This window comes from Vibrio mytili, from assembly GCF_049563345.1.
GTDB lineage: Bacteria > Pseudomonadota > Gammaproteobacteria > Enterobacterales > Vibrionaceae > Vibrio > Vibrio mytili.
In genome coordinates this window covers 1,800,938-1,827,828 of record NZ_CP110481.1, presented here as the reverse complement: position 1 = coordinate 1,827,828, position 26,891 = coordinate 1,800,938, and the positions used below count along the sequence as shown (strand labels likewise).

The window sequence follows — 26,891 nt, the reverse complement described above, 5'->3', positions numbered from 1 at the left end:
AAAAACGCAACCGTATTGTCACAATTTCCTGTATCAAGTCGAGATAATAACTGATTGAAAGTTAATTCTATTTTTAAGGTGTGTTTAATTGTTGTACAGGTGGTCTGTTCATGAATTCGTCATAAAAATATACAAAAGACGTAAAGAATTAACGTTCTAATAGGCAACATATAAATACCAAGATGGAAATGAAAACTATGGTCTCGACCATGCCAGAATTGTCGGTTGTCTCTGATGTGAGTGAAATAAATTCGCCGCAATTAGGACGAAAAGTTCTTGAAACCCGATCGCTAACCAAGTCATATCAAGAAGGAAAAGTGGTACTCGATGGCATTAGTGTCGAGCTACACGCTGGAGAGTTTGTTGCGGTTGTTGGCCGTTCCGGTGCTGGCAAGTCAACGTTCCTTCATACGTTAAATGGAACGATTCCCGCCACCAGCGGTGAGATCCTAAACGTTCATAAAGATCTGTCTACTGATAACGTACTGTCGATGTCGCGCAAGGAGCTTCGTGAATGGCGTAGCCACTGCGGCATGATTTTCCAAGATTTTTGTTTGGTCCCACGATTGGATGTTATTTCAAATGTATTGCTTGGCAGATTGAGCCATACCTCGACACTGAAATCATTGCTCAAAGTATTCAATGATGAAGACAAAGCGCAAGCCATCCAACTTCTCAAGTGGTTGAATATGTTGCCGCACGCTCTCCAACGAGCAGAAAACTTGTCTGGTGGTCAGCAGCAACGCGTTGCGATTTGTCGCGCAATGATGCAGAACCCGAAAATACTGTTGGCGGACGAACCCGTCGCGTCACTTGACCCGAAAAATACCGTTCGAATCATGGAAGCACTGCAAAAAGTGAGTCGTGATGGGGTAGCGGTGATGGTCAACCTTCACTCTATCGAATTGGTTCAGGAATACTGTTCTCGTGTCATTGGCCTAGCAAAAGGCAAAGTGATTTACGACGGGCATCCTTCTGGGCTTGATGAACATGTTTTGCATCGCCTTTATGGTGATGAGATAGACCAAATCAATTAATCCCAATCTTAATCATACAACTGAAGTTAAACATTTAAGGACTCGTGATGAACAAGCTTTTATACGTTGGTATGGCAGTGGCAGCTGCAATCACTTTTAACGCGAATGCAGCAGCACCAAAAGAAATCAACCTAGGCATATTGGGTGGTCAAAATGCGGCCGATCAAATTGGTGACAACCAGTGTGTTTCTGATTTCCTTAACGCTGAACTCGGCGTAGAAACTAAGATTCGTAACTCCAGCGATTACAACGCGGTTATCCAAGGTTTGCTTGGTGAGAAAATTGATCTTGTTGTGAATATGTCTCCAAAGTCTTATGCAGAGGTTTACCTCAACGACCCTAAAGCGGTGGATATTGTTGGTATCACGGTGGATAACACCGACAATTCTCGCGGGTATCACTCGGTCATCTTGGTTAAAGAAGAGAGCCCATATCAATCCATCGAAGATTTGAAAGGCAAAGTCTTTTCGTTTGCCGATCCTAACTCAACATCAGGCTTTCTTATTCCAAACAACCAGTTGACGAAAAAACTAGGCGGCAATATGGACAACCAATTTGATGGTTTCTTTAAGTCGGTTGGTTTCTCTGGTGGTCATGAACAAGATATCGTTGGTGTGCTTAACGGTCAGTTTGATGCGGCCGTCACTTGGTCTTCAATGGTGGGCGACGCAGACAAGGGTTACACTGCGGGTGCATTGACTCGTTACATCGAGCAAGATCCAGAACTGATGAACAAAGTTCGCATTATTTGGAAATCACCATTGATCGCCAACGGTCCTACCATTGTGAGTAATCGCCTTGACCCTGATTTCAAAAATGACTTGGTCACAGCGGTTAAGAAACTTGCTAAAGAAGAGAACGAGTGTTTTAGCAAAGCTGCGGGTGGCTCACTTCATCTAGAAGACACTACGGTTGCCGAATACCAGTCAATCATCGATTTGGTAAAAGCGACGAAATTCGCTCAACGTTAATCTCTCCTAAATCAAGCTAGTGGGAAACCACTAGCTTGACAATTCTACGGTCAATTTCATGCAGTTCGAACAATACTACCAACAAGCTCGTCGTAAGCAGAAGATGGATGCACTGATGTGGTCCTCTGTGTTTATGATGCTTTACTTACTGTCTGGGCACTATGCCGAATTCAGTCTCACGACCATCCTTCGCAATGCACCAGCGCTGCTCGACTACATTCGTGAGACGATCCCGAATTTGTCATGGGATGTGCTATTTGCTAGCCGAGATGAGGCTGGCAGAGCCGTACCCGGTTCATTGATTTATTGGGGCTACCGTTTACATATTCAGATTCCACTTCTTTGGGAAACCATCAATGTTGCAATTGCGGCAACGTTAGTTTCTTCGGCGATTGCTATTGTATTGGCGTTCTTAGCCGCGAGTAACGGTTATGCACCTGCACCAGTACGCTTAGCTGTTCGATCATTCGTAGCCTTTTTACGTACCATGCCAGAGCTTGCGTGGGCGGTGATGTTTGTTATGGCCTATGGTGTGGGAACTTTCCCCGGCTTTGTCGCACTGACTTTGCACACCATTGGCAGTTTGACCAAGTTATATTACGAATCTATCGAAACGATTTCTGATAAACCCGTAAGAGGGTTAAGCTCCTGCGGTGCAACGCCGATACAGCGATTGCGCTTTGCGTTTTGGCCGCAAATCAAGCCTTCCGTGCTGTCTTTCATGTTTCTTCGCTTTGAAATTAACTTCCGTTCATCGACCATTCTTGGCCTGGTTGGGGCGGGAGGTATTGGGCAAGAGCTGATGACCAACATTAGTTTGGGTAGACACGACCAAGTGAGTATTACGCTGCTTCTGATCATTATTGTGGTCGGGTTGATCGATACCGCTTCGGGTGTATTGAGAAGGAAAGTCATTACGGGAGACGCAAAATGACCGAGATTCAAGGCATGACGTTAGAGCAAATAAAGCAGCAAAACAGTGAAATATTCTCGCGTCAGAAACGTTACTTAACCATAGTCGGAGTGCTCACGGCGAGTGTGCTTATCTATTATCTTCTGTTCTTTTATTTTTTTAGTGTTTCATTTGAACAGTTCAAAATGGGTAATAGTAAAATCCTGAGCTATTTTACACACATGTTTATCTGGCGAGACTTTTGGGACTGGCCATTTGCTTACTACTTTAAACAAATTGCCATTACTTTAGCCATTGTCTTTGGTGGTACGCTGACCGCGTCACTCGTCGCACTGCCATTATCCTTTTTAGCAGCGCGTAATGTGATGACGGGACCATTGAGTTTTATCGTAACGATCATGCGCCGTATCTTTGATGTGATGCGTGGCATCGACATGGCGATCTGGGGGATGATCTTTGTCCGAGCAGTAGGGCTTGGTCCGTTAGCGGGTGTGATGGCCGTGTTTATTCAAGATCTAGGGTTGTTTGGTAAGTTGTATGCTGAAAGCCATGAGGCCGCTGACAAGAGGCCATCACGTGGACTAGCGGCACTGGGTGCCAATAATCTGCAAAAGCATCGGTTTGGCATCTTCACCCAGTCGTTCCCAACTTTCCTTGCGTTAACCCTGTATCAACTTGAGTCCAATACGCGATCCGCAGCCGTACTAGGCTTTGTGGGCGCGGGCGGTATCGGTTTGGTGTACGCAGAAAATATGCGGTTATGGAACTGGGATGTGGTGACGTTTATCACGCTGGTATTGGTTGTCATTATTATGGGATTAGACAAGGTATCGAGCATCCTGAGACAAAAATACATTGTGGGAGAGGAAATCTCTCTTTACGAAGCGCGTTAATACCAAAATTGCTCCCTAAAAAGTTAGCCTGAGATATGGCTAGCTTTTTGTCACTTTTCTTCATATTTTTATGTTTTTTCTCATATTTCTTTTCTTTTTCCCCTCATATACTTCTCTAAACTGTTTAAAACTGGAACTTCGTCGAAATTCTAGAAAATACCACATAAAAGTGGATTGATGTCCTGAATAGATAATGCTTTCGTTTGATATAATCTGTCGATACAACAATACTAATAGAGAGTCTATTCATGTTGCAGAACTTTACTATCAAGCAGAAGGTCGTCATCCCGCTGTGTTTGATCATCGGATTATTTGCCGTGAGCTCCGTGCTTAACGTGATGACGTCATGGAGACAGGCCAAACTTAGCGACACGCTGAATGAGCAAATTGTGCCAAGCTTGTTTTCTTTGGAAGATGCCTATCGCGATCTCTATCAGGCCACCTCAGCAGTGCAAGGTGTTGCACTGTCAGAGGAACAAAAAGACATAGATCACCACCTTGCTGAATATAAAGATAATGCTTACAAAGCGATACCACGCATGGAGTATGTCTTGAAGCTATCCGAGGCGGGGGTATTGCCATCGACTCATGCAAATGAGGTACAAAAGTTACTGAGTCTAGCGAATGTGTGGCTACAAAGTTATGACACCATGCTTAAAGAGCCTCAGGCGCAATGGATCACCTATTATCACGAGCACAAAAATACGTTCGAAAGCCAGTTTGTTGATGTCCGTGCCCAACTGAATGTGGTGAAAGAGGAGATAGAAGAGAAGCAGATTGAGTTACAGCGTGATATCTCGGCCGCGACCACTCGAGGTCAACTGATTCTCGAAGCTGGCATTGTTGTTGTGGTTCTTGCCGCGCTTGGTATGGCGTACTTACTTTTACAGACGGTGGTGAAACCAATCAATGGCATTAAAGATGCGATGGCTCAAATCGCTTCTGGAGATGGGGATTTAAGCCAGCGAATTGACATCAAAACTCAAGATGAAATCGGTCAATTAGCAAATGCGTTTAATCTGTTTGTTTCTAAAATCCAGGCGACAGTCACTCAGGTGATTGATAGCTCGAATACCTTGCGCCAGGAGATGGCGAATTTGACGGCGCTCACCACAACCATTGCAGACTCAACCGAATACCAGCAAAAAGACAGTGAGGCGGTTGCTGCGGCAGTTCATGAAATGCAGGTAACCAGTCGCAATGTCAGTGACAGTGCAAATGAAGCGGCAATGGCGAGTCAAACGGCCAATGATGAACTTACCAATACCAACGTTATTTTGGAACAAACAGTCGGATCGATTCGTAGGCTGGCAGGTGAAATCGACAGTGCAGGGCAAGTGGTTAATACTCTGGATACCGACGTGAGCAACATTGCTTCGGTACTTGATGTGATTCGTGGCATTGCGGAGCAAACCAATTTGTTGGCACTGAATGCGGCGATTGAAGCGGCACGCGCTGGTGAACAAGGGCGCGGTTTTGCCGTTGTGGCCGATGAGGTTCGCTCTTTGGCGAGTCGCACGCAACAAAGCACGGGTGAAATCCAAGAGATGATTGAAAAGCTACAGTCTGGTGCAGGTCAGGCTGTCGAGGTGATGCGCAATAGTCAAAATAGCAGCGATGAAACTATCACTACCGCAGGAAGAGCCAGTGAGTCACTCGCTGAGATTCTTAATGCGATTGCTCGCATGAATGAAATGAACACCCACATAGCGACCGCGGCAAGTCAGCAGAGTACGGTAAGCGATGAGGTCAATACTAATGTGCAAGGGATTGCGGATAGTAGTACGGCGATTGTCGATGTGGTAACCAAAGCCCAACAATCATTAGCGTTACTTTCTGATCAAACTCAGCGTTTGGATCAGCAGGTGAGTCAATTCAGAGTATAAACGTCCTGAAGATGGCAACCCTAGGGTTGCCTCTTTAGTATTGGTCGCTTGTTAATCACTCGTTATTAATAGTGAGTTGTTATTTATGGTTTGAGTCTTATTAACGTGTTGTTACACACCGTGCGAGATCAAAAGGTAGACATTTTCTTCGTTTTTTGTACAGCTTTTCATGTATTTTCCCACTGTTTTCCACTCTTATCGTCAAAATAGTTGCTCACAATAAACTGTGATTTCCAACGCAAAAATAACCAAAATGGGATCTAGATAACACCTTTGCTACGAACGCATTTTAGGCACTGATCGAAAAGTAAATTTTGTTGTATACACAACACTAGGTAATTATCATCCTAATTAATTGATATCGATCCATTTTGTTAACATAACTAAGTTATGCTCAAGTCTATGCATCGTTTGGAATATTTGTAGAGTGAAGAAGAGAGAGTTTCATGAGACGTAGAACCACGCTATCGCTGCTTATTGCGTCGAGCCTGCTTTTGGCTGGATGTCAACCGAGCCAAGAGGGAACTGAGCAAGGCGGTGGTCCCGCGCAAACGACAGAAGTCGAAGTGATGACTGTCGAACCAGTTCGACAAATGTTAACTGTAGAATTACCGGGTCGCAGCCGCGCATTTAAAGAAGCGGAAGTAAGACCTCAGGTTTCAGGTATTGTTTCTGAACGCAATTTTGTTGAAGGAAGCACAGTTAAACAAGGCCAGTCCCTTTATCAAATTGATGACTCCACCTATCAAGCGGCTTTGTTAAGTGCAGAAGCTCAATTGACACGTGCGATGGCGTCAGAAGACTCCACGTTTTCTACCGTTAAGCGTTATCGAGCGCTGATAAAGAAAAAGTCAATCAGCCAACAAGATTTGGATGAAGCGGAAGCGGCATATAAAGAAGCCAAAGCGCAAGTATTGGTAGCAAAAGCCGCAATCAATACGGCAAAAATCAACTTATCTTACACTCAGGTGAAAGCACCAATTAGTGGTGTGATTGGTAAATCCAGTGTGACGGCGGGTGCCTTGGTGACAGCAAACCAAGCGAATAAGCTGGCGATCATCCAGCAACTTGACCCGATCAATATTGATATCGTTCAATCCTCTGCTCAGTTGCTACGTTTGAAATCTGCGCTATCTCAAGGTCACTTACAACAGGATGAATCAGCGGAGGTGACGTTGCAGTTGGAAGACGGCTCGACGTATAAGCACAAAGGCACGATGAAATTCGTCGAGGTCAATGTAGACGAAAGCACTGGCAGTGTCACCCTACGTGCTGAATTCCCGAACCCTGACGGTATCTTGTTACCTGGTATGTTTGTTCGTGCCACCGTTATCACTGGTGTCGACCCTGAAGCGATCTTGATCCCGCAAAATACCGTGACGCGAGATGCCACAGGTAAAGCCACAGTCATGGTGGTTGGAGAAGACAGTAAAGTAGTCGCGACGCATGTCAAAACCGCCGAGGCGATTGACAATCAATGGCGTATACTGGACGGGCTGAAGCCTGGAGATAAAGTCATTACGGCTGGTCTGCAAAAAGTAGGACCAGGTAGCGCGGTAAGTATTGAAACAGGTGAACAGGAGTAATCATGGCACGATTCTTTATCGATCGTCCGGTCTTTGCTTGGGTACTGGCCATCTTAACGATGTTGGCAGGCGTAATGTCACTGTTTAACTTACCCGTCTCGCAATACCCAACGATCTCACCGCCTACCGTCACGATCAGTGCGCGTTATCCTGGGGCCTCCGCCAAAACGGTTGAAGACTCAGTGACTCAGGTGATTGAGCAGAACATGACCGGTCTAGATTACTTACGTTACCTATCATCCAGTAGTGATGCGTTTGGTAATGCAACCGTGACGTTAACCTTCGACAGTGAAGCGGACGCGGATATCGCCCAGGTTCAGGTTCAAAACAAACTTCAATTGGCATTGACGTCACTTCCTAGCGAGGTTCAGAGCCAAGGGATTGTAGTAGAGAAGTCCAACACGTCCTTCTTGTTGGTTGTTGCGCTTTATTCAGAAGACCCTAACTTTACACAGAACGACATTGCAGACTATGTGGTTTCCAATATTCAAGATCCAATCAGTCGTGTATCCGGTGTGGGTAAAGTCCAAGCCTTTGGCGCTCAGTATGCGATGCGTGTTTGGCTTGATCCGTTTAAGCTTGCACAATTTAATCTGACTGCGATTGATGTGGCTGGGGCGATCAGAGAGCAAAATGCGCAAGTTTCTTCTGGTCAACTTGGTGCCGCACCTTCGCAAAAAGGTCAACTGCTGAACGCGACGATATCTTCGGCAAGTCGTTTAAGTAGTGTAGAAGAGTTCCAAGACATCATTCTTAAATCAGACACCAGCGGCGCGAATGTATACTTAAAAGACGTAGCACGTGTAGAGCGCGGCGCAGAAAGTTATGACATTAAAGGACACTTCAATGGCTTCCCTGCGTCAGGGTTGGGGCTTTCTTTGGGCACAGGAGCTAACGCGTTAGAAACCGCTACGGCAGTAAAGGAACGTTTAGCTGAGTTGCAGGAAAACTTCCCAGCGGGCTTAAAGGTCTCATACCCATTTGAAACAACGCCATTTGTACAAGCGTCTATCAAAGAGGTGGTGAAAACATTACTTGAAGCGATTGTTCTCGTATTTTTGATTATGTATCTCTTCTTGCAGAACTTACGTGCGACCTTGATACCAACGATTGCTGTGCCTGTTGTTCTGCTTGGCACTTTTGCGGTGCTCTACACGACCGGCTTCAGTGTAAATACTCTGACCATGTTTGCTATGGTGCTCGCCATCGGTTTGCTGGTGGATGACGCTATCGTTGTGGTGGAAAACGTTGAGCGCGTTATGCACGAAGATGGTTTAGAGCCGAAAGAAGCCACGAAGAAATCGATGGGGCAGATCACGGGTGCGTTGGTTGGGGTGGGTTTAACACTGTCTGCGGTATTCGTGCCAATGGCATTTATGTCTGGCTCTACCGGGGTTATTTACCGTCAGTTCTCGATTACCATTGTTTCTGCGATGACGTTATCAGTGTTAGTCGCAATTATCTTGACTCCTGCGTTGTGTGCCACTTTGTTGAAGAAAGGCGATGCAGAGCTTTCTGAGAAAAAAGGGTTCTTTGGTTGGTTCAACCGTAAGTTCGATAAGATGACGGAAGGTTATGAGTCTGGTGTGGCGAAAATGCTTAAGCGCACTGGTAGAATGATGCTGCTGTTTGTCGCTTTGTCGGCAGGTGCCGGTTGGCTCTTTAGCAACTTACCGACTTCATTCTTACCTGATGAAGACCAAGGTACGGTCTTCTCTATGGCGATTCTACCGCCAAATTCGACTCAGGAGCAGACAGAAAAAACACTTGAGAAGGTAGAACATTACTTCCTAGAAGACGAAAAAGATGTCGTCAACTCATTGTTTACCGTAGCGGGCTTTAGTTTTGCCGGTCAAGGACAAAACATGGGTATGGCATTCGTCAACTTGAAAGATTGGTCAGAGCGTGAAGGCCCAGGAATGGACGCTGCATCACTGACTGGACGGGCAATGGGGTATTTCTCAACCATCAAAGAAGCAATGGTGTTTGCTTTTGCTCCTCCTGCTATTCAAGAACTGGGTAATGCGACTGGCTTTGACTTCTATTTGCAGGACTCTTTAAACAAAGGACATGAAGCCTTAGTGGCGGCCCAAGGGCAGTTGCTTGGCATGGCAGCGCAAAACCCTAAGTTGGTTGGTGTGCGACCTAATGGACAAGCTGATGCGCCGATGTACCAAGTACATGTCGACCATGTGAAGCTACGAGCACTGAATGTCAGTATAGATGATGTCAATCAAATCCTGTCTTCTGCATGGGGTGGGGCTTACATTAATGACTACATTGATCGTGGCCGAGTGAAAAAAGTCATGCTGCAAAGTGACGCCCAATACCGGATGCAACCAAAAGACTTTGACTCTTGGTATGTACGCAATGCAAATGGTGACATGGTGCCGTTCTCTGCGTTTGCTCACGGTGAATGGACGTACGGCTCACCACAGTTACAACGTTTCGATGGCCTACCAGCGATGAACATCCAGGGCGGTGCCGCTCCAGGCGTGAGTACGGGTGAAGCGATGGCTGAAATCGAAGCGTTGGTACAGAAACTGCCAGAAGGCTTTACTGTCAAATGGACTGGTATCTCGTATGAAGAGCGTTTGTCTGGCAACCAAGCGCCAATGCTTTACGCGCTATCAATACTGGTTGTCTTCCTCGTACTCGCAGCCCTTTATGAAAGTTGGTCAGTGCCATTTGCTGTTGTGCTTGTCGTGCCTCTTGGGGTACTTGGCGCCGTATTGGCAGTCATGGGGCGCGGTTTGGAGAATGACGTATTTTTCCAAGTAAGTCTTTTGACGACGGTTGGTCTCGCAACCAAAAACGCGATTCTTATTGTCGAATTTGCCAAAGACTATTACCAAAAAGGCGCAGGTCTGTTAGAAGCAACGCTGCATGCGGTTCGTGTGCGTTTGCGTCCAATCATTATGACCTCGTTGGCGTTTGGTCTGGGTGTTATCCCACTGGCGATAAGTTCTGGTGTGGGCTCGGCGGGACAAAATGCAGTCGGTACAGGCGTACTTGGCGGCATGGTGAGTGCGACATTGCTTGGTATCTTCTTTGTTCCAGTGTTTTTCGTGGTCGTCGAGCGGTTGTTTGACCGACGAGCCAAAAAAGAAGAGCGTAACGAAGCACTCGAAGAAGCACATCAAGAGCCTAAACATTAAACTCGGATTTGTTGAAAAACAGTTGCGAGAAGAAATTACCTGACGCAACAAAAAACACCTAACACGAAAGAGCGCCTCGGCGCTCTTTTTTTTAATTTTTTTTCGAAAGAGATCATATTTAATACAACGCGTTACGTTCCGAGGTTAAGAAAAAACCCTAAAGTTAGACGATTTGTTACTTAAGATATGATTGGTATTGCCGATGAATTAAGTATGGTTATGCACTAACCAATAAATAGGCACACTGACATAACGGCACATCGGAAGTGTATATAAATGAAATACTGGATAAGTTTTTCGTGAGGAAAGTATGAATATCAATGACTTAAGTGTTGTTAAGAAAATATCGTTAAGCTATTTAACGGTATTTTTGGTTTTTGCGATAGTGTCAATTATGTTGATGCTAAGTTTATCGGGGTTAAATAAAAATATTCAAACACTCTCGAACAAAAGCTTACCGTCGGTAGCGCTTTTGAAGGGGATCCAAGTTGATATTACTAAAATACGTAAGGATGAATTCTCGTTATTACCGAACAGTGATAATCCTAAAATTGGTGAGTGGCTAAGAGATCTTGACCAGTGGCGTAAGGACGTTCAATCAGGCATTGCCGCTTATGAAGCATTAGACTTGAATGAACAAGAAACGGCATCGTTTAAAGTGTTTAAAGATACTTGGAATCAGTATATAAAAGAGACCAACCCTTACAACGCTTTATTAAAGCAAGGTGATGCTGCGGGGGCGAATGAGCTTATTTTGTCGAGCTTTCCCACTTATTCCAAAGCATTACAGAGCTTAGACAATTCGTTAACTTTGAATGATAAAGTGGTGGCGCAAATTGGACAAAATGTCCAAAAAGAAGCATCGTCAACGCAGGTGAGTGCTGCCATTGGGGCCTTAAGTATTATCGCGGTGATGGTACTGTCGGCGTTGTTACTGTCTCGAGCGATTTGTCGACCAATTGATCGTGCGCTTAAATTTGCCGCGAACATTGCAAAAGGCCAATTGAACAATGAGATAAATGAAAGTGAGTTGACGAAAGATGAACTTGGTAACTTACTCAAGTCGCTGGGAATAATGCAATCCAATTTGCACTCATTGGTATCAGAAATCAACGACTCGACCATTCAGCTCACTGCTGCGGTAGAGGAGGTTAGTGCGATTTCTTCTCAAACGGCATCTGGCATGCAGAATCAGCAACTTGAGCTCAGTTCGGTGGCATCTGCGATGACCGAAATGCAGGCAGCTGTGAGTGAGGTGGCACAAAATACTGAGGTTGGTGCAACGTCTGCGTATTCTGCATCGGAAGTGGCGAAACAAGGCACAGAAACACTACAACAAACGATAGCGGTGATAGAAAGGGTCTCTGCATCAATCCAAAATTCAGATGATTTAGCTCACGAACTGGAATCTAGTTCAAACAACATCAATGTTGTCGTAGATGTTATTCGTGGTATTGCTGAGCAAACAAACTTATTGGCGCTCAATGCGGCAATTGAAGCGGCAAGGGCTGGAGAGCAAGGACGTGGTTTCGCCGTGGTTGCGGATGAAGTGCGTTCATTAGCACAGCGTACGCAAGATTCGACGTCTCAAATCATTGACATAGTGAGTCAACTGCAACAAAACACCAGTAAAATTGGACAATCGAGCAAAGAGTGTCAAGAAGGGATCGCGTTGTGTGTTGGCCAGGTGAATGAAGCGGGTAGTCAAATTAATAACATTGAACACTCAGTAGACAATATTGCGCAAATGAGTACGCACATTGCGACCGCATGTAGTGAGCAGAACTCTGTGTCAGAAGAGTTAAACCGAAGTGTTGAGCATATTAATAGTGCGTCGACAGAAATGGCGGAAGGGGCTTCTCAAACGGCAGTTGCATGTCAGCAAATTAGCAGTCTTGCTCATAGTTTAAAAGAACGTATGGGCGTATTTAGATTATGATATGGGGGTTGATACTTTGATTAGCCCCGAATTCAACTTCGAAGCGTCATCACTCGCTTTTCGATAACCATCAAAAAGGCAGCCTCTGGCTGCCTTTGCTTTTCTCTAATGAACCGTTGCACGAATACCTAGCGCTTTTATTGCCTAGCGTTTTGGCTGTGCATCAATGCACTGACCGTTCACCTCAGTCACGCTTGGGTCCATGAGATGCAGGTACAGTGGCATTATGTCCTGCGGCGTTTTTAGCGTGTTTGCGTCTTCGCCTGGATAGGCTTTTTCACGCATGCGAGTACGGGTTGCACCAGGGTTTATAGCGTTCACGCGTATTGGTGTGTCGCTTAATTCATCCGCGAGCACTTGCATCATTCCTTCCACGGCAAATTTTGAAATAGCGTATGGACCCCAAAAGGCACGACCAGAGTGGCCCACGGTAGAAGAGGTAAAGACAATACGCCCCGCTTCTGACTTACGAAGGCTCGGCAACAGCGCTTGTGTCATCAAAACTTCCGCTTTTACGTTGATTTGCATGAGGTCGTCAAAATCTTCTTCATTGATTTGTTCAAACGGACACAACGTACTCAGGACCCCAGCGTTATGCAGTAGTCCATCAAGGCGTCCAAATTGGCTTTCAATGGTCTCGGCCATATCGATGTAGTGTTGTTTGGTTGCCCCTTTTAAATCAAGAGGGATGATCGCAGGCAGTGGGTAGCCAGCGGACTCGATCTCATCGTAGATGGATTCGAGGTTTGCAACGTTTCTGCCTAATAGAATGACGGTTGCACCGTGTTTGGCGTACGAAAGTGCAGCTTGACGACCGATGCCATTGCCTGCACCAGTAACGAGAATGACTTTATCTTTTAAGGCATCTGCGGAAACGGAGTAGTTCACGGTGTTAAATCCTTATTATTATCTGAGGGCCCACGTAGTTGACGCTAAAAAACGTCCTTTTCTCAATGGTAAATTTTGGTAATCGTGACAAGATGGTTACAATACACCAATTCATGTGTTATACCAATGCCAGAACTTTCGTTAGTTATGTTATTCGAACGCTATCAATCAGAACAAGTGGTTACAATACTTGTTGCCTTCTCGGTGGTATTTCTGCGTAACATATTGGCGTAAATCCTGATCTGGAATATAGGAGCTTTCGTTGGAATTTTTATTAGATTACGGTCTTTTCTTGGCCAAAATTATCACTTTTGTTGCCGCGATCATTGTGTTGTTGATTATTGCTAAATCGGCAGGTGGAAAATCAGGCACGGCGAAAGGCGAGCTCGAAATCATGAACTTGTCTGAACAACACAAACAATCCGTTGAGCAACTCGAACATCATTTACATGATGATGCGTTTATCAAAGCACGTGATAAAGCGGTAAAGAAAGAAGAAAAAGAAAAAAGCAAAGCTCGCGAAAAAGAAATCAAACAAGCGAACAAAGAAGGGACGCTAGACAGCAAGCGTGAACCGCATTTATTCGTTCTAGACTTCAAAGGCAGCATTGACGCGAAAGAAGTGAACTCTCTACGAGAAGAAATCACCGCTATTTTAGCTGTCGCTCGAGAAGGGGACGAAGTCTTACTTCGCTTAGAATCTGGCGGAGGCATGGTTCACGGTTACGGATTGGCTTCTTCACAATTGGATCGCATTAAAGCCGCGGGTTTACCACTCACCATCGCCGTGGACAAAGTGGCAGCGAGTGGCGGTTACATGATGGCTTGTGTGGCGGATAAAGTGGTATCTGCACCATTTGCGATTGTCGGTTCTATTGGTGTTATTGCCCAAATTCCTAACTTCAACAAGTTATTGAAGAAGCATGATATCGAATATGAACAAATGACCGCTGGTGAATACAAGCGCACCTTAACTATGTTTGGCGAAAACACCGATAAAGCCCGTGACAAGTTCAAACAAGAGTTAGAAGAAACACATGGTTTATTTAAAGATTTTATTCGTGAACGCCGTCCAACCTTAGACCTGGATAAAGTCGCGACAGGGGAGCACTGGTTTGGTACTCAAGCTAAAGAACTCGGTTTGGTGGATGAAATCAGTACTTCCGACGATCTTGTTGTCGCAGCATGCAAAGATAAAACCGTGTTAGCGGTGCATTATGTCCAGAAGAAAAAACTGGCAGACAAACTTACAGGCGTGGCAGGTAAAGTCGTAGATGGCGTTATTCTAAAATTGGCAGAGCGTGGCCAAAAGCCGATTGTCTAAAAAGTCTAACCACATGCTGCAATAAACAAAACGCGATAACGCACTTGTTTGTAACACACTTGTTTGTTGCAGAGAACGTCAATGAAGAAAGCGGTGATAGTAACAACTCTCACCGTTTTTTTATTCTTGAAGCAAAATCGTTTGTGAATTGAGTTGCTTATCTTTATGTAATGGATTGCATTATATTTTCCCTCGCTCCAAAAGCCAAATATGCGTATAATGCGCGCCTCGAAAACCGAATAAATTGCTAAAAAATAGGTGGAGAAGAACATGTCCTCTCAAACTCCGGTGGTAACCGTAGATGGACCTAGTGGTGCAGGTAAAGGCACACTGTGTATGCTGTTGGCGAAGAAGCTGGGTTTCCATCTTCTTGATTCCGGTGCAATTTATCGTGTACTTGCATTGGCGGCGATTCACCATGGCGTTGACACAGAGTCTGAAGATGCACTTGTCCCACTGGCAACTCACCTAGATGTACAGTTTGTCGCTGAAGGCGACTTGGTGAAGGTGATTCTAGAAGGCGAAGATGTTTCGGGTGAGCTTCGTAAAGAAGAAACAGGGATGGCGGCCTCAAAAGTTGCTGCTTTACCGCGTGTTCGTGAAGCATTATTGCGTCGTCAGCGTGCATTCGAAAGTGCTCCTGGCTTGGTGGCTGATGGGCGTGATATGGGCACTGTCGTTTTCACTCATGCACAAGCAAAAATCTTCCTCGATGCAAGTGCGGAAGAGCGGGCAAATAGACGCCTGAAACAGTTGCAAAATAAAGGCTTAAATGTTAGATTTGCGGACCTTTTAAGCGAGATCCAAGAGCGTGACGATCGAGATCGTAACCGCCCAGTGGCGCCATTACGCCCTGCTGAGGATGCGCTCGTGCTTGATTCTACGTCGATGACTATCGACGAAGTGGTCGAAAAGGCACTACAATATATTGAATCGAAGCTGGCTGAGTAATTTACTGGGCTAAGCTAAGAGCGTCGGTCGCAAGGATGATGACTGGCGAATTTAATAACCCCATGCGGTAGGATACCCGTGGACGTTTAATTTATTGAAGATTAAATAAATGACTGAATCTTTTGCTCAACTCTTTGAAGAGTTTCTAAACGAAACTGAATTCCAACAAGGCAGCATCGTTAAAGGTACTGTAGTAGCTATCGAGAACGGTTTTGTTCTTGTTGATGCTGGTCTTAAGTCTGAATCTGCTATCCCTGCTGAACAGTTCAAGAACGCTGCTGGCGAACTTGAAATCGAAGTAGGTGCTGAAGTAGACGTAGCTCTAGACGCTGTTGAAGATGGTTTCGGTGAAACTCAACTTTCTCGTGAGAAAGCTAAGCGTCACGAAGCTTGGATCGTTCTTGAGAAAGCTTACGAAGAAGCTGAAACTGTTGTTGGTATCATCAACGGTAAAGTTAAAGGCGGTTTCACTGTTGAACTAAACGGTATCCGTGCTTTCCTTCCTGGCTCTCTAGTAGACGTTCGTCCAATCCGTGACACTGCTCACCTAGAAAACAAAGAGCTAGAGTTCAAAGTTATCAAACTTGACCAAAAGCGTAACAACGTAGTTGTTTCACGTCGTGCTGTTATCGAATCTGAAAACAGTGTTGAGCGTGACGAGCTTCTAGAAACTCTACAAGAAGGTTCTGAAGTTAAAGGTATCGTTAAGAACCTTACTGACTACGGTGCGTTCGTTGACCTAGGTGGCGTTGACGGTCTTCTACATATCACAGATATGGCTTGGAAGCGCGTTAAGCACCCATCTGAAATCGTTAACGTTGGTGACGAGATCCAAGTTAAAGTTCTTAAGTTCGACCGTGAGCGTACTCGCGTATCACTAGGTCTTAAGCAACTAGGCGAAGATCCATGGGTAGCAATCGCTAAGCGTTACCCAGAAGGTCACAAACTAACTGGTCGCGTAACAAACCTAACTGACTACGGCTGCTTCGTTGAAATCGAAGAAGGCGTTGAAGGTCTAGTTCACGTTTCAGAAATGGATTGGACTAACAAGAACATCCACCCATCTAAAGTTGTTAATGTTGGCGACGAAGTTGAGGTTATGGTTCTTGAAATCGACGAAGAGCGTCGTCGTATCTCTCTAGGTCTGAAACAGTGTAAAGCTAACCCATGGCAGTCATTCGCTGAAGCACAAGCTAAAGGCGACAAAGTTACTGGTAAGATCAAGTCTATCACTGACTTCGGTATCTTTATCGGTCTAGAAGGCGGCATCGACGGTCTAGTTCACCTATCTGACATTTCTTGGAATGTTGCTGGCGAAGAAGCTGTACGTGAGTACAAGAAAGGCGACGAGATCTCTGCAGTTGTTCTAGCAGTAGACGCAGAGCGTGAGCGTATCTCTCTAGGCGTTAAGCAAATGGAAAACGACCCATTCAATGCTTACGTTGCTGACAACAAGAAAGGTACTCTAGTTAACGCTACTGTAACTGCTGTTGACGCTAAAGGTGCTACTGTTGAAATCGCAGAAGGCGTTGAAGGTTACATCCGTGCTTCTGAAGTATCTCGCGACCGCGTAGAAGATGCTTCTCTAATCGTAAGCGCTGGTGATGTTGTTGAAGCTAAGTTCACAGGTGTAGACCGTAAGAACCGCGTAATCAACCTATCTATCAAAGCTAAAGACGAAGCTGAAGAGCAAGAAGCAATGGCATCTATCAACAAGCAAGATGACAATGCATTCGGTAACGCAATGGCTGACGCTTTCAAGGCAGCTAAAGGCGAATAATATACTCGCTTAAGCAAAAAAGGAGCCGCAAGGCTCCTTTTTTATGTTTAAACGTAATAAAAGTAGTAATACTAATTCTTCTAAAAAGACATTTCTGAATTGCACATTTTGTGTAAAACTTGTCTAGAATAGATAGCAAGTGTTTGTTGGAATTAGTATTACTTACTATAATGGGTAATAAAGATACTCAAAGAGGGCAACTATGACTAAGTCTGAACTGATTGAAAGACTCTGCGCTGAGCAAACACATTTATCAGCGAAAGAGGTGGAAGATGCTGTAAAGGATATTTTAGAGCATATGGCTTCTACGCTAGAAAGCGGAGACCGTATTGAAATCCGTGGCTTTGGTAGTTTTTCTCTTCATTACCGTGAGCCTCGCGTGGGTCGTAACCCTAAAACAGGCGATAAAGTGGAGCTAGAAGGCAAATACGTTCCTCATTTCAAACCAGGTAAAGAGCTTCGTGAACGTGTAAATTTAGGCTAGCGTGCTCTCACTTACTTTAAAAGCGGCATACTTTAAGTGTGCCGCTTTTTTGTAGGTACTCTCCAGTTATTTACTCGATTTGAATTAACCTAAAGCTTTGTACTAAACCTAACTTACGCATATTCAGTATGGCAAAGACGTCTAGACATACAAAAGCATCGACGAGGCGTAAATCACAACGACAAACTGAACGCCTAAAGGTTACTTAAGTATCGATTATTGTTAATATACATGGTCTGAAGAAACGTTTTCCTGCATAATCTGACCGACTTACTCCTAAAAGGGTGATGTAAAATGAAAATTATAAAAATCGTTGTTATTTTAGCTCTCTTCTTAATTGCGCTGGCTTTAGGTTCACAAAACCAAGAAGTTGTCGTCTTCAACTATCTTCTTGCTAAAGGTGAATTCCATCTATCGACTTTGCTTGGCGTAGTCTTCGTATTGGGCTTTGGTCTTGCATGGGCAATTTTTGCCAGTGTGCATTTAAAAACCCAACTGCAAGTTCGACGCTTGAAAAAGAAGCTAAAAAAATATGAGCCTACGACAGAGAAAGCTGACACGCCTACCGTCGAGAAAAAGGCATAAGGGAAAGGCTTAAATTTAATGCTTGAATTACTCTTCTTGTTGTTACCTATAGCTGCCGCATACGGTTGGTATATGGGACATCGTAGTGCGCAACAAGACAAGCAGAAACAATCTCATCAAATATCTCGTCAATATATGACGGGTCTTAATCTGCTGCTCTCCGACCAGTCAGATAAAGCCGTTGACCATTTTATTGAGTTGCTCCAAGTTGACAACGAAACGATAGACACCCACTTAGCCTTGGGTAATCTGTTTCGTTCGAGAGGAGAGGTGGATCGTGCCATTCGGATTCACCAAAACCTCATTTCCCGTTCCGGTTTGACGCTCGACCAGAAAAACCTCGCACTGCAGCAATTAGCGAAAGACTATATGGTCTCAGGTTTCTTGGACCGTGCGGAGAAAATCTTTGAACAACTTGTAGAAGAGCCGGACCACAAAGAAAGTGCCCTCCAACAGCTAGTGACGATATACCAGCAAACGCGCGAATGGGAAAACGCCATTCACTATGCATCGGAGCTAGCTAAGTTGGGTCACAAACGTAAAAGAATGCATGCTAATATTGCCCACTTTTGGTGTGAAATTGCGATGCTGGACCAAGCTGAAGGACAGACAAACAAAGCGATTCAGCACTTTAAAAAAGCATTGTCGGAAGATCCTAAGTGTGTCAGGGCAAGTATCTCTCTTGGGCGTATGTATTTGGAGTCTGAGGACTATAAACAGACTATTAAGTATCTGACAGGTGTACTAGAGCAAGACAAAGACTTTGTGAGCGATGTACTGCCTACGATTGCCGAGTGTTACCATCACCTTGGCCAAGAAGAAGAGCTGGTCGAATTTTTACGCGCATGTATCGATAAGAAAGCAGGGGTTTCCGCAGAATTGATGTTGGCACAATTAGTTGCTCATCATGAAAGCGTTGGGGCCGCACAAGAACTGTTGACCAAACAGCTACTGAAAAATCCAACTATGAAGGGTTTTTATCGCTTGATTGATTACCATATCGCTGAAGCAGAAGATGGTCGTGCGAAGGACAGTCTGTCTACGTTGCAAGCGATGGTTGGTGAACAGCTAAAGGTAAAACCACACTATCGATGCAGAAAATGTGGTTTTTCGACCCATTCCCTTTATTGGCATTGTCCTTCCTGCAAAGGGTGGGGAACCATCAAACCAATCCGCGGATTGGATGGTGAATGATTTTTATGCAGCTGGCAGTTTTTTGTCCGCTGCATTTTTTTAGCTCTTTATTTAGCTAGAACTAATTATTTAACTAGAACCGATGACTGAACAAGAATCGAAATATTTAGGAGATGAAATGATCGACCAAAAAGTTATTGTCGCACTGGATTATGATAACCAAGCAGACGCACTTGCGTTTGTAGATCGAATTGATCCTGCGTCATGCCGTTTAAAAGTCGGCAAAGAGATGTTTACGCTATTTGGTCCTGATTTCGTACGTGAACTTCACAAACGTGGTTTTTCTGTATTTTTGGATTTGAAATTTCACGACATTCCCAATACATGTTCAAAAGCCGTTCGTGCTGCCGCTGAACTTGGCGTATGGATGGTCAACGTTCATGCCAGCGGTGGCGAGCGCATGATGACTGCGTCTCGTGAGATTCTCGAACCATATGGTAAAGATCGTCCTTTACTGATTGCCGTTACAGTTCTGACCAGCATGGAACAAAGTGACCTAGCAGGAATTGGGTTGAATGTAGCGCCTCAAGAGCAGGTGATTCGCCTAGCGACGTTAACTAAAAACGCCGGTCTTGATGGTGTCGTATGCTCAGCACAAGAGTCTTCGTTATTAAAGGGAGAGCTTGGTAACGAATTTAAGTTGATTACACCAGGGATTCGTCCCGTTGGCGCAGAGCAAGGTGATCAACGTCGTATAATGACTCCGGTAGAGGCGATTCAATCGGGTTCCGATTACCTTGTTATTGGCCGTCCTATCACTCAAGCCAGCGACCCTGCTGCTGTATTAACGTCAATCAACGAGAGCCTAGCGAATCTATAAGCTACGATAAGCTTACCGTTGAAGAATATTGGGAAAGGTGGAGTATTCTTGCTTCACCTTTTTTTATATCAAATTCTGTTTCTTACTTTGAATTAACTGTAGCCATTGAATAGATGGAGGAAGCGCTCTACGGAAAATAGATCAAAGTGCAGTATATAGAACTGTTTAGATCACATTTAAGTAACATAATTCGCTGTGTATCGAGTAAATTGCAACCGTGTGTTATCGATACCTTGTGCTAAAAATCGCAAGATAATACTATGAAGTTGATGCATTCACAGCGCTCTAAGGTCTAGGATGATCTGGTGAAAATCACTGATATTGATATAAAAGTTGGCAGGAAGTCACTTTATATTAAGTCTCAATTACTTTTGGTCGGCCTACCTTTTTTGTCGACTTCACATCAGTTTCCTTGCTTCGATCTTAGATCGCAAAAATAACAAGGAAGAAACATGACGAAAACTTTGCCATTCTCAGTGCTTGCTGCACTGGTCTCTGCGAGCTTTAACTTAAGTGCGGCAGAATTACCTGCTGACATCGAATGGATTTCGAATAACAACGAACCGCTGTTTGCTTCTGAAGAAGCGGTGCGTGGCGGCACATTCCGTACCTATATACAAAGCTTTCCACAAACATTGCGCAGCGTTGGGCCTGATGCGAACTCGGGCTTAAGACAATACTTAATGGATGGCGCACCCAAAATGGCTCAACGTCATCCAAATACAGGGAAGTGGATTCCTCAGCTTGCTAAGTCATGGGCATTTGGTGACGATCACAAAACGGTTTACTTCAAACTTGATGACACGGCCAAATGGTCAGATGGTGAGGCAATTACTGCCGATGACTATGTCTTTATGATGAAGTATTACACCTCAAAAGACATCATCGACCCGTGGTACAACGACTTTTTCACTAGCAGTATCGTAAGCGTAGAAAAGATCGATGACTACACAATTCGAGTCAACCTAGCTGTCGAGCAAAGTAATGACTCACTTATGGTTATGATCAATATGCCGAGCAATGGCTTTCAGCCACGTCCCGAACACTTTTTTGAAGGTGAGAAAGATGAAAACAATGATGGCATGCCAGATAATTTCGTTCGCAAATTCAACTTTAAAGCCGAACCAACAGCGGCTCCCTACTTTTTAGATAAAATCAAAAAAGGCAAAAGCGTCACGTTTAAGCACGTTGGTGAAGATTGGTGGGGATATAATAACCGTTATTACAAAAATCGTTACAACGTCGACAAAGTACGCATTACGGTGATTCGTGACCCTGATATTGCGATGAAACACTTCGAAAAAGGTAACCTAGACTACTTCGAAATGGTGTTGCCGCATTTCTGGCATGATAAGACCAATAGTGATGCCTATAAAAAGGGTTATATCCAGAAGTATTGGGGTTACAACCAAGCCGCTCAAGGTGCTGGCGGTTTATGGATGAATACCGCTATGCCAATGTTGGACAACCTTGAAGTGCGTAAAGGCATTATGCTTGCCACTGATTTTGACGGCATGATTGAAAATATCATGCGTGGAGACTACTCGCGCAAGCCGCATGGACTCGGCTTTGGGCACGGCGAATATGATGACCCCAATAATACACCACCGAAATTTGATGCTGCTGAGGCAGTAAAGCATTTCGAAAAAGCGGGGTTTGATAAAGTTGGTCCGGACGGTATTCGTGTCAATGATAAAGGGCAACGGTTAAGTTTTGCTATTACTTATGCATACAACTCTTGGACTCCCCGCATCGCTTATTTAAAAGAGCAGGCTAAATTAGCAGGGTTAGAGTTTACGCTTAACTTGGTAGATGGCTCTTCGGCATTTAAGTACATACTCGAAAAGAAACACCAGCTTGCTTTCTTGAATATGGGAGCAGGAGAAATTCCTTCCTATTGGGAATATTTCCATTCGGATAACGCAAACAAGCCTCAAACGAACGCACATACTAACTACAGCAGCCCAGAGCTCGACAAGTTGATTGAAGCGTATGATTCTGAATTTGATCAGAAAAAGCGTTACGAATTATCTCATCAAATCCAACATTACGTGGCGGAAGCAAATCTCATCGTCCCGGGTTATATGGTTCCGTACTCACGAGTCGCTTACTGGCGCTGGGTAAAAATACCTAAAGATGGAATGACGAAAGCGACCGAGTGGATACTTCACCCAATGGATATTGGTAACTTCTGGATAGATACAGAAGTAAAGAAGGAAACAGAAAAAGCAATGAAAAATGGCGAGAGCTTTCCGGAAGTGACGATCGTTGATGATCGCTTTAAGTTGTAAACTTATCACTAACCGAATTCGCTAACTGATAGCAGAAAACGAAGCCCCGAAAACGACGGGGCTTCTTGTTATCTATTCATCCAATCAAATATGATGCTTCTAAAAGGTATGTATTGACATCACCAAGCGCTGAAAACGCTTGGTCAATCGTCTTAAACCGCTCATCTATTGAATCGTTAGACAAAATTTTGTGAAAAATCTCAATCGAGAAAACTTCGTTCTTATGCAAGTATTGATGCACATTTTCTAGTGTTATCTTATGGATCTGTTCGACCTTACACAACGCTGCGGTGAGATCTGAGAGGTTAATCGACATTGCTATTCTTCCTTATCTGTCGTCCCACGAGAATATAATATTGGAACGACTTATTTGGCGCCAGACTACCATTGACGGAAAAAACATAGACTGATAAAGATCAATACCCCGTTAGGATGCATATCGATTTTTGTCGAAAAAAGAGGAGCGACGACGCTCCCCTAAAAAAGTATGCGAGATTATAAAACCGTTTTATAGCTGTCGTGCTATGTCATCGGTCAGAGTCTCAAGACCATTGGACAATGCTTCTACTAATGCATCGTATCCTTCATCCTGCAGTGGCATCGAGAGCTGGACGTCTGCGCGCTTCTTAACGTTGCCGTTAGGGTCGATAAGTTGCCATTCGCCCGAGATTTCAGCATTTCCTCGATAACTTCCATTAAAGTGATCTAACGTTAGTTGCAGTTTACTCTGGTTGCTTTGATCGAGTAGGTTATTCACTTCTACTGGCCAATAGCGTGCTTGAGATTGACGCAAATTGGCCACCACACGTTGTGTTATTTGGTCTGACAGGTTTTCTGCCCACTGATTGTGCTTTGCCTGAATAATTTGGGTTTCTGATGTGCGGTATACAATGCCGTTATTACTCAAGTAACTGGCAAGTTCAACAGGTCGCACGACCAACAAAGGGCGCTCAGTCATGCTTGAGTCAGGCACCTGCGATGCTTGAATTTTTAGCTGTGGTAGCAGGTACTGTGAAACCACCGGTTCTGGAGCGCTGCTGCACCCTGCTAAAAGTAACGTGGCTAACACAAATATACGCTTCATTATTGTTGACCTCTTACAGGAATAGGATCGCTAACGTCATTTTCTCCGAACACCAATGAGTTTGGTTTCTCATTCAACTGTTTAAGTACAGGTTTGAATTCCGTCAATACTTTTTCTAGTTCTTTCATTGTGTCGTTCATATCGTTATACATGGTTGAGTTTGGCCCGTAACCATCCAGCGTTTTTTGTAGTTGACGCAAACTTTCTCTAATATCAGCTGGAATCGCTTGAGTGTCCTTTTGACTTAGCAACTTATCAACTTTACTTGCGACACGCTCTGCTGAAGCTAAGGTCCGCTCAGACGTTTTTAACGTGGCATTTAGTGATGTTAATGTTTGTTCCATCGGTAAATTGTTAATTTTGTTAAGGAACTCATTGACTTGTCGCTGTACTTGAGCAAAACCACCTCGCTTAGTCGGAAACTCTTCGATCCCTTCGAAGTTGCTTGGTACGTATTTATCATCGTCAGGGTAGAAATCGGTATCAATGTACAGTGCCCCCGTCAGTAAGTTACCCGTTTTTAAGGTAGCACGTAGTCCTTTTGCAAATTCTTCTTTTAACTTTTGTTTGAATTTAGGCATCGCCGCCGATTGAAAATCACCGTAAACCCGACCGAGCTCAATACGAACCAATACCGGTATTTTTTGAGCTGAAAAGTTTTCGTCTGGTGTAGGTAAACGCATAGGTACGCGCATCACTGTACCGATACGAAGCCCACGATATTCTACCGGTGCTTGACGTTTAAGGCCGCGGACGGATTCATCGAAAAACATAACAAACTCGATGTAGTCGTCATACATGCCTTCACGAAGCTGTTTAACGTCATCATACAATCGGAAGTTAGTGAGATCTTCCGTTAGTGGTTTTCCTGGTTCCAACCCTGGGCCGGTATCAAAGGTGACGCCGCCTGTAATTAGGCTTTCCAGCGATCCAAACTTGACTTCAAACCCTTCCGCGTTGAGTTGGAGGTCAACGCCAGAGTCCATCCAAAACTTGGTCCGCTCATGAACAAGACTATCGTACGGTTTAAAAATGAAAAGTTGGTAAAGAGCGTGACGTGTATTGACATCAAAGCGGGTTTTTTCTACCCGACCGACGGTAAATCCTTTGTAAATCACCGGATCACCGACACTGAGTTTCCCTGCCTCTCGGTGTGTTAACACTACCCGTAGACCTTTTGCATCCGGAGAGGCCACAGGAGGCACGTCTAAGACAGTAAACTGCGTTTTTTCCTCTTTGGCTTTGCCCGGTTGAAGTTGAATGTAGGCGCCAGAAAGTAAGGTTTCCAGCCCAGAGACGCCTTCTCTTCCGATTCGTGGTTTCACCACCCAAAACATGGAGTCTTCACGTAGCATACGTGCCGCATCTTTGGTCATTTCTGCTTTGGCAATAATGTGATCGTAGTCTTCACTGAGTGTCACTTCAGTGATGAGGCCAACCTTTACATTGAGCGCTCTAATTTCTGTTTTTCCTACTTCAATCCCGTCTGCCGTTGGCAGTTTTAATGTGATCTCTGGTCCGGTGCTATTGATGTATTGGAACAGCATCCACACACCCATGGCTAGCGCTAGTATAGGGATAATCCAAATAGTAGAAATCTGCTTTTGCGGTTTGATTTGAGCGGTTACGTTGTTCTCATCACTCATAGTTCGCTTTCTCTTTTAAGTTATCAGATATCGGCTCCTGCACTTCGTTTTTTGGCGCCTGCCAAAGTAAACGAGAGTCAAAAATCATTGCAGAAAGCATGGTGAAAATGACGACAGCAGCGAAAGATAACGCCGCCGGTCCGGGGTATATTGCCATTAGATTTTGCAATTGAACTAATGCAACTAAAATAGCGACAACGAAAATATCGATCATTGACCAGCGACCAATAAACTCGGTTAGACGATAGATTTTTAGCCGCGAAATACTCTCTTCATAAGGAAGGTGACGGCTTTTTTGAGCATGATAATACAGCCAAGCTAGGGCCAGCATTTTTGCCAAGGGGATAAACACACTGGCGAAAAAAATCACCATAGCCACAGGGTAGGAGCCCATTTTCCAAAGTAAAATAACCCCTTGCATAATGGTAGAGCCTTCTGAGTGACCAAGGCTAACGGTGTACATCATTGGGTAAAGGTTCGCTGGGATATAAAAAATGATAGAAGCGAATAATAACGCCCATGCTTTTTGTAAATTATCCGCTGGATTGTATTGGTGAATAACACTGTTGCAGCGAATACAACGTTGATGTTTTTTGTCTTCAATTGGATTGATCTGATGGCACGTATGACAGCCGACATGATTGTGACTATGGTGTGTGTCGCCTTCACGGACATTGGGGAGCACAACCGCTGGGATAAAATGACCCCAAAGCCAACTTTTATCCACCATGGAAATACACTTTACGACCAGAATCGTATAAACGCAGAAGGCCCAAAATGAACTTCCCATTTCGATATCTGCAAGAGAGGCAATCTTAATCAAGCTGACCAACACGCCAATTAAAAACACATCCACCATCAACCAAGGTTCGACACGGAACAACAAGCGGCACAATACCGTTGAGCGGCGCTGCTGTTTTGTTGACGGTTTTTGTGTTGCTGAATGTCTTCGTGATTTCAACGCTTCAAAATACAAGTAGAGTATTAAGCCAATGTAAATGCTCGGCAGAACAATGACCGTCGCCAATAAAAGTATCCCAAGCAGAACATTATGGAATTCTGCAAGCATCTTCGCTGCGTGGAGAAGGGTGATCTCTTGCGATAGTCCTTTCACACTGAATGACATAAACGGAAAAGACAAGCTGAGCACCAGCATGATCAAGCAGGCTATCGCTATAGCAATAACACTTTGATAAGGCTTAGCGTTAATTTTCGTGAGAGCGTGAGAGCATCTTGGACATTGCGCTGTTTGCCCTTGGTCGATGTCAGGGACGTGCACAACAAGGCCACACTCTTCGCATGAAATTAACTGATGTGAGTTAGGTTGACTATTCATAAAGGGCATTTTAATGCATTTGGCGTAAGAATACCCGGTTTTTACCAGGCTTGCTTGTGTTGATTCAGGAGTTTACAGGCTTCTTACGTAAATGAGCGATAAGCCGTTTACGGATTACTGCCATT

21 protein-coding genes are annotated in these 26,891 nt (G+C 44.4%); 16 read left to right on the top strand and 5 right to left on the bottom strand.

Annotation, left to right across the window (positions count from 1 at the left end; translation table 11 throughout):
* Positions 1 to 188: 188 nt before the first annotated feature.
* The 8 genes from phnC to ONE56_RS08350 all read left to right on the top strand — a co-directional run bounded on the left by phnC (position 189) and on the right by ONE56_RS08350 (position 12,383).
* The gene (gene phnC, locus ONE56_RS08385) at positions 189 to 1,037 is read left to right on the top strand and encodes a phosphonate ABC transporter ATP-binding protein (protein ID WP_331439287.1); all 849 of its coding nucleotides are present in this window, start codon (positions 189 to 191) and stop codon (positions 1,035 to 1,037) included.
* Positions 1,038 to 1,084: 47 nt separating this feature from the next.
* Positions 1,085 to 2,008: a phosphonate ABC transporter substrate-binding protein gene (gene phnD / locus ONE56_RS08380; RefSeq protein ID WP_423839655.1), complete on the top strand. Its 924-nt coding sequence runs from the start codon at positions 1,085 to 1,087 to the stop codon at positions 2,006 to 2,008.
* A gap of 58 nt (positions 2,009 to 2,066) precedes the next feature.
* Positions 2,067 to 2,942: a phosphonate ABC transporter, permease protein PhnE gene (gene phnE, locus ONE56_RS08375; RefSeq protein WP_415679331.1), complete on the top strand. Its 876-nt coding sequence runs from the start codon at positions 2,067 to 2,069 to the stop codon at positions 2,940 to 2,942.
* The gene (phnE, locus tag ONE56_RS08370; protein ID WP_423839654.1) at positions 2,939 to 3,814 is read left to right on the top strand and encodes a phosphonate ABC transporter, permease protein PhnE; all 876 of its coding nucleotides are present in this window, start codon (positions 2,939 to 2,941) and stop codon (positions 3,812 to 3,814) included. The genes phnE (ONE56_RS08375) and phnE (ONE56_RS08370) overlap by 4 nt, the downstream gene beginning before the upstream one ends.
* 248 nt (positions 3,815 to 4,062) lie before the next feature.
* The gene (locus tag ONE56_RS08365; RefSeq protein ID WP_423839653.1) at positions 4,063 to 5,700 is read left to right on the top strand and encodes a methyl-accepting chemotaxis protein; all 1,638 of its coding nucleotides are present in this window, start codon (positions 4,063 to 4,065) and stop codon (positions 5,698 to 5,700) included.
* A gap of 446 nt (positions 5,701 to 6,146) precedes the next feature.
* Positions 6,147 to 7,286 carry an efflux RND transporter periplasmic adaptor subunit gene (locus ONE56_RS08360; protein ID WP_423839652.1) on the top strand — a complete coding sequence of 380 codons (1,140 nt, stop codon included), beginning with the start codon at positions 6,147 to 6,149 and terminating at the stop codon, positions 7,284 to 7,286.
* A gap of 2 nt (positions 7,287 to 7,288) precedes the next feature.
* Positions 7,289 to 10,444: an efflux RND transporter permease subunit gene (locus ONE56_RS08355; protein WP_423839651.1), complete on the top strand. Its 3,156-nt coding sequence runs from the start codon at positions 7,289 to 7,291 to the stop codon at positions 10,442 to 10,444.
* Positions 10,445 to 10,754: 310 nt separating this feature from the next.
* Positions 10,755 to 12,383: a methyl-accepting chemotaxis protein gene (locus ONE56_RS08350; protein WP_331439292.1), complete on the top strand. Its 1,629-nt coding sequence runs from the start codon at positions 10,755 to 10,757 to the stop codon at positions 12,381 to 12,383.
* Between the two features lie 144 nt (positions 12,384 to 12,527).
* Here the strand turns inward: ONE56_RS08350 and ONE56_RS08345 are convergent, their stop codons facing one another.
* Positions 12,528 to 13,271, bottom strand: coding sequence for a YciK family oxidoreductase (locus ONE56_RS08345; protein WP_331439293.1), 744 nt, complete (start codon positions 13,269 to 13,271; stop codon positions 12,528 to 12,530).
* A gap of 262 nt (positions 13,272 to 13,533) precedes the next feature.
* Here ONE56_RS08345 and sohB point away from each other — a divergent pair, with 262 nt between their 5' ends.
* The 8 genes from sohB (at position 13,534) to ONE56_RS08305 (ending at position 22,700) form a co-directional block, all read left to right on the top strand.
* A complete protein-coding gene (gene sohB, locus ONE56_RS08340; RefSeq protein WP_041155421.1) occupies positions 13,534 to 14,595 on the top strand; it encodes a protease SohB in 1,062 nt (353 codons plus the stop codon).
* Between the two features lie 270 nt (positions 14,596 to 14,865).
* Positions 14,866 to 15,546, top strand: a complete 681-nt coding sequence (cmk, locus tag ONE56_RS08335) for a (d)CMP kinase (RefSeq protein WP_041155423.1) — start codon at positions 14,866 to 14,868, stop codon at positions 15,544 to 15,546.
* Between the two features lie 109 nt (positions 15,547 to 15,655).
* Positions 15,656 to 17,326, top strand: a complete 1,671-nt coding sequence (gene rpsA, locus ONE56_RS08330) for a 30S ribosomal protein S1 (protein WP_041155424.1) — start codon at positions 15,656 to 15,658, stop codon at positions 17,324 to 17,326.
* 202 nt (positions 17,327 to 17,528) lie between these two features.
* Entirely contained in the window at positions 17,529 to 17,810 is a 282-nt protein-coding gene (gene ihfB, locus ONE56_RS08325) for an integration host factor subunit beta (protein ID WP_005491075.1), read from the top strand.
* Positions 17,811 to 18,104: 294 nt separating this feature from the next.
* Positions 18,105 to 18,395 carry a LapA family protein gene (locus tag ONE56_RS08320; RefSeq protein ID WP_041155425.1) on the top strand — a complete coding sequence of 97 codons (291 nt, stop codon included), beginning with the start codon at positions 18,105 to 18,107 and terminating at the stop codon, positions 18,393 to 18,395.
* Positions 18,396 to 18,413: 18 nt separating this feature from the next.
* Positions 18,414 to 19,589, top strand: coding sequence for a lipopolysaccharide assembly protein LapB (lapB, locus tag ONE56_RS08315; RefSeq protein WP_331439296.1), 1,176 nt, complete (start codon positions 18,414 to 18,416; stop codon positions 19,587 to 19,589).
* Positions 19,590 to 19,707: 118 nt separating this feature from the next.
* A complete protein-coding gene (gene pyrF / locus ONE56_RS08310; protein ID WP_041155426.1) occupies positions 19,708 to 20,409 on the top strand; it encodes an orotidine-5'-phosphate decarboxylase in 702 nt (233 codons plus the stop codon).
* 452 nt (positions 20,410 to 20,861) lie between these two features.
* Positions 20,862 to 22,700, top strand: coding sequence for an extracellular solute-binding protein (locus ONE56_RS08305; protein ID WP_423839650.1), 1,839 nt, complete (start codon positions 20,862 to 20,864; stop codon positions 22,698 to 22,700).
* A 76-nt stretch (positions 22,701 to 22,776) separates the two neighbouring features.
* Here the strand turns inward: ONE56_RS08305 and ONE56_RS08300 are convergent, their stop codons facing one another.
* From ONE56_RS08300 to ONE56_RS08285, 4 genes are all read right to left on the bottom strand, one after another.
* Positions 22,777 to 23,016, bottom strand: coding sequence for a hypothetical protein (locus tag ONE56_RS08300; protein ID WP_423839649.1), 240 nt, complete (start codon positions 23,014 to 23,016; stop codon positions 22,777 to 22,779).
* Positions 23,017 to 23,208: 192 nt separating this feature from the next.
* On the bottom strand, positions 23,209 to 23,784 hold the full coding sequence (locus ONE56_RS08295) for a PqiC family protein (RefSeq protein ID WP_423839648.1): 576 nt from the start codon (positions 23,782 to 23,784) through the stop codon (positions 23,209 to 23,211).
* Positions 23,784 to 25,430, bottom strand: coding sequence for an intermembrane transport protein PqiB (gene pqiB, locus ONE56_RS08290; RefSeq protein ID WP_423839647.1), 1,647 nt, complete (start codon positions 25,428 to 25,430; stop codon positions 23,784 to 23,786). Before pqiB ends, ONE56_RS08295 begins: the two co-directional genes overlap by 1 nt.
* A complete protein-coding gene (locus tag ONE56_RS08285) occupies positions 25,423 to 26,766 on the bottom strand; it encodes a PqiA/YebS family transporter subunit (protein ID WP_423839646.1) in 1,344 nt (447 codons plus the stop codon). The genes pqiB and ONE56_RS08285 overlap by 8 nt, the downstream gene beginning before the upstream one ends.
* Positions 26,767 to 26,891 lie beyond the last annotated feature (125 nt).

Bases quoted from the DNA above. Each gene is read 5' to 3' on its own strand.
- ONE56_RS08305 (WP_423839650.1), top strand. From the start codon at position 20,862: ATGACGAAAACTTTGCCATTCTCAGTGCTTGCTGCACTGGTCTCTGCG.
- pqiB (WP_423839647.1), bottom strand. From the start codon at position 25,430: ATGAGTGATGAGAACAACGTAACCGCTCAAATCAAACCGCAAAAGCAG.
- phnE (WP_415679331.1), top strand. From the start codon at position 2,067: ATGCAGTTCGAACAATACTACCAACAAGCTCGTCGTAAGCAGAAGATG.
- cmk (WP_041155423.1), top strand. From the start codon at position 14,866: ATGTCCTCTCAAACTCCGGTGGTAACCGTAGATGGACCTAGTGGTGCA.
- ONE56_RS08300 (WP_423839649.1), bottom strand. From the start codon at position 23,016: ATGTCGATTAACCTCTCAGATCTCACCGCAGCGTTGTGTAAGGTCGAA.
- ONE56_RS08320 (WP_041155425.1), top strand. From the start codon at position 18,105: ATGAAAATTATAAAAATCGTTGTTATTTTAGCTCTCTTCTTAATTGCG.
- ONE56_RS08360 (WP_423839652.1), top strand. From the start codon at position 6,147: ATGAGACGTAGAACCACGCTATCGCTGCTTATTGCGTCGAGCCTGCTT.
- ONE56_RS08350 (WP_331439292.1), top strand. From the start codon at position 10,755: ATGAATATCAATGACTTAAGTGTTGTTAAGAAAATATCGTTAAGCTAT.
- ihfB (WP_005491075.1), top strand. From the start codon at position 17,529: ATGACTAAGTCTGAACTGATTGAAAGACTCTGCGCTGAGCAAACACAT.
- phnD (WP_423839655.1), top strand. From the start codon at position 1,085: ATGAACAAGCTTTTATACGTTGGTATGGCAGTGGCAGCTGCAATCACT.
- lapB (WP_331439296.1), top strand. From the start codon at position 18,414: ATGCTTGAATTACTCTTCTTGTTGTTACCTATAGCTGCCGCATACGGT.
- ONE56_RS08285 (WP_423839646.1), bottom strand. From the start codon at position 26,766: ATGAATAGTCAACCTAACTCACATCAGTTAATTTCATGCGAAGAGTGT.
- ONE56_RS08355 (WP_423839651.1), top strand. From the start codon at position 7,289: ATGGCACGATTCTTTATCGATCGTCCGGTCTTTGCTTGGGTACTGGCC.
- phnE (WP_423839654.1), top strand. From the start codon at position 2,939: ATGACCGAGATTCAAGGCATGACGTTAGAGCAAATAAAGCAGCAAAAC.
- pyrF (WP_041155426.1), top strand. From the start codon at position 19,708: ATGATCGACCAAAAAGTTATTGTCGCACTGGATTATGATAACCAAGCA.
- ONE56_RS08295 (WP_423839648.1), bottom strand. From the start codon at position 23,784: ATGAAGCGTATATTTGTGTTAGCCACGTTACTTTTAGCAGGGTGCAGC.
- rpsA (WP_041155424.1), top strand. From the start codon at position 15,656: ATGACTGAATCTTTTGCTCAACTCTTTGAAGAGTTTCTAAACGAAACT.
- ONE56_RS08365 (WP_423839653.1), top strand. From the start codon at position 4,063: ATGTTGCAGAACTTTACTATCAAGCAGAAGGTCGTCATCCCGCTGTGT.
- phnC (WP_331439287.1), top strand. From the start codon at position 189: ATGAAAACTATGGTCTCGACCATGCCAGAATTGTCGGTTGTCTCTGAT.